At 61.7% G+C, this 3087-nt stretch carries 3 protein-coding genes; all 3 read left to right on the top strand.

Features of this window, described 5'->3' with window-relative positions; all coding sequences use genetic code 11:
- Nucleotides 1–460: 460 nt before the first annotated feature.
- From CXY73_RS00265 to fdxA, 3 genes are read left to right on the top strand one after another with little or no spacing between them, the layout of a single operon-like run.
- A complete protein-coding gene (locus CXY73_RS00265) occupies nucleotides 461–1228 on the top strand; it encodes a metalloregulator ArsR/SmtB family transcription factor (RefSeq protein WP_104176416.1) in 768 nt (255 codons plus the stop codon).
- Nucleotides 1225–2601, top strand: a complete 1377-nt coding sequence (locus CXY73_RS00260; protein WP_104176415.1) for a SufS family cysteine desulfurase — start codon at nucleotides 1225–1227, stop codon at nucleotides 2599–2601. Before CXY73_RS00265 ends, CXY73_RS00260 begins: the two co-directional genes overlap by 4 nt.
- A gap of 49 nt (nucleotides 2602–2650) precedes the next feature.
- Nucleotides 2651–2971 (top strand): ferredoxin, encoded by a 321-nt coding sequence (fdxA, locus tag CXY73_RS00255; protein ID WP_104176414.1) that lies wholly within the window; start codon nucleotides 2651–2653, stop codon nucleotides 2969–2971.
- Nucleotides 2972–3087: the final 116 nt, after the last annotated feature.

Here is a 3087-nt window from a genome sequence, read left to right as displayed (position 1 = left end):
GAAGGTGGGCGATGCCGCTTTTGCGGGGCGGCAGGGTGGCTAGGCGAGCTCCTGGGCGTTTGCGCAGGTGATGCCGGGTCACGCCTGCGCCTGTGCAAAGCCACAGGTCGTACCCCGGTGAGCGCAGCCCCCACACTCCATTGTCCCGGCCCGGCAGACGATCTGTCGCGCCCGTCATCGAAATTGGGCGCTCCAGGACCGTCTTTCGACACCCAGTAAAAGCCGCCAGAGGTCGGCATTTTGGACGCCGCCTTGTCTCTCTCAATAGTTTCGGACCGTAATGTCCCAAAACAGGGAGCGGTGGGCATTTATGAAATGCGCACCCGAAATAGTCCAACAGCTAACCCTTGCTTACGCCACGTGAGTCCAGCCCAAACTGCGAAAGCCCACCATGGACGGAGGTTTTTATGAGTCGACGCGCCGACTTGATAGCCGAGTCAAATTAGAGCATGCTTGTGTAATGTTAATAACCCACCGCCGCGGATCCGAGGGTACAGACGGGTCGACGCACGGACCGAATGGTGTTGAGACCCGCACATGGGACCGGGTCCAGCAGCTCCTCGCTGCGGACGGCCCACTGACCGCTGCCGACCTTGCCTCACGTTTGGGGCTGACGCCCGCCGCCGTACGCCGTCACCTTGACCTGCTCGCCGAGCAAGGCGCCATCGAGGAACGCGAGGTCGCCACAGCCGGTGGCCGTGGCCGTGGCAGGCCGGCCCGCGCGTACGTTCTCTCCGAGGCTGGTCATGCCGGGATGAGTAGTGACTACGCCGATGTGGCCACCTCGGCGTTGCGCTTTCTTGCAGAACACGCCGGTGCGGATGCCGTGGGCGAGTTCGCCCGTGAGCGTAGCGCACAGCTCGAAGCGCGGTATGCCGCACAGCTGCCCCCAACGGGTGGCGATGTGCGCGCTCGCGCACAGGCACTGGCATCGGTCCTGAGCGCTGACGGTTTTGCAGCGTCGATCCGTTCGGCCGAAGAGGGACTGCCCGTGGCCAGCGTGCAGCTGTGCCAGGGGCATTGCCCGGTTCTACACGTCGCAGCCGAGTTCCCGGTTTTCTGCGACGTTGAGACCGAAGTGTTTTCGCGACTGCTGGGAGTGCCGGTTGAACGGCAAACAACACTTGTTGGGGGCGAGCACGTCTGTACGACGGTGATCCCCGTCAACGCTCTTGCCATGCCGACGACGTCCGAAATGAACAACCCAAGTGAAGGGTCTATTGCATGAGTATCAGTGCAGGGATAATTTCCGGAGTGCAGGCGATCGCCGACTCCGATAATACGCAGTGTGACGTCGGTGCGAATGAGGCATTCACCACCGAAGAGTCGGCCGCCATCCGTGCCGATTTTCCCATTCTTACGCGTCTGGTGCGTGGCGCTAAACCGTTGGTGTATTTGGATTCCGGGGCGACGTCGCAGAAGCCGCGTCAGGTGCTCGAAGCAGAGCGTTCGTTCTATGAGCAGCACAACTCTGCAGTTCACCGTGGCGCTCATCAACTGGCTGAGGAAGCCACCGACGCGTTTGAGTCTGCGCGAGCGACGGTTGCCCGTTTCATCGGTGCGCATACTCAGGAGGTGGTGTTCACCAAAAACGCGACCGAAGCGCTGAATCTTGTGGCGTATTCCTTCAGCAATGCGGCGGCGGTGGGGGCCATGTACGGCGTCGACGCGGATGTTGCGGCGCGGTTCGCGCTGGGCGCGGGAGACGAAATAGTGGTCACTGGGATGGAGCATCACGCCAATCTCGTTCCGTGGCAGGAACTTGCCCGGCGCAGCGGCGCTACCCTGCGCTGGATTGGTATCACTGACGATGGCCGTCTTGACCTGACCGATCTGGAGACGGTGATCACTGAGCATACCAAGGTGGTCGCATTCACTCAGGTGTCCAACGTTCTGGGTACGATCAATCCTGTTGCAGTCATCGTGGATCGAGCCAGGATGGTCGGTGCATTGACCGTCCTGGACGCCAGCCAGTCGGTACCGCACTTAGCCATTGACGTGGTCGATCTCGGCGTGGACTTCGTCGCTTTCAGCGGCCACAAGATGTTCGGCCCCTTAGGAGTCGGCGTCCTCTGGGGCCGCTACGCTCTCCTGGAAGCCATGCCCCCATTCCTCACCGGAGGCTCGATGATCGAATCCGTCCGCATGGAAGGCTCGACCTACGCCGCACCGCCGCAACGCTTCGAGGCCGGTGTCCCGGTGGCAGCACAGGCCGTAGGCCTGGCCGCTGCCTGCGATTACTTGACCCGCTTGGGTATGTCGCGGGTGAGTGCCCACGAGCACGCCCTGACCGAGGTTCTGCTCGCCGGCCTCGCAAAACGACCGTGGGTTCGAGTCATCGGGCCGATCGACAGCCAAGACCGATCTGGTGTGGTCTCATTCGTGGTCGACGGTGTGCACGCGCATGATGTCGGCCAAATCCTTGACGATGCCGGGGTCGCCGTTCGGGTTGGCCACCACTGCGCCATGCCGCTGCATCAGCGCATGAACGTGGCGGCGACGACACGAGCCAGCTTCGCCGCATACAACACGGTGACCGAGGTCAACGCCCTACTGAACGCTCTCGATCAGGTGCCCGCGGTATTTGGGGTGACAGCCTAATGGGGTTCGGTCAGGAAATATTCTTGGAGCACTCGGTGCGGGCCGCACTGTGACGTATGTCATCGCGTTGCCGTGCGTGGATGTCAAGGACAGGGCATGTATTGACGAATGCCCGGTCGATTGCATTTATGAGGGCGAGCGCTCGCTCTACATCCACCCCGATGAATGCATCGACTGCGGTGCCTGTGAACCTGTCTGCCCGGTCGAGGCGATCTACTACGAAGACGACGTGCCGGAGCAGTGGGCCGACTATTACACGGCCAATGTCGAGTTCTTCGACGACATCGGCTCCCCGGGCGGAGCGGCGAAGGTGGGTCCCTATGCCAAGGATCACCCGCTCGTGGCCGCCCTGCCACCCCAGGGGCACTGATCGCCCCCAATTGCCCGACAGAAACTTTCAACAACTGACAAGGAGAAGTAAATGAGTGCACCCACAATCGCGCCGGGGATCTCTGACGAGGTCCGAGAATTAGCAAACCAAGAATA

The sequence above is a fragment of the Cryobacterium sp. Y50 genome, assembly GCF_002929805.1.
Taxonomy (GTDB): Bacteria; Actinomycetota; Actinomycetes; order Actinomycetales; family Microbacteriaceae; genus Cryobacterium.
Note: the sequence above shows the minus strand (reverse complement) of the source record. Positions and strands in the feature narration are given on the sequence as shown.

Coding starts and splice junctions, on each gene's coding strand:
- CXY73_RS00260 (WP_104176415.1), top strand. CDS start 1,225: ATGAGTATCAGTGCAGGGATAATTTCCGGAGTGCAGGCGATCGCCGAC.
- CXY73_RS00265 (WP_104176416.1), top strand. CDS start 461: ATGTTAATAACCCACCGCCGCGGATCCGAGGGTACAGACGGGTCGACG.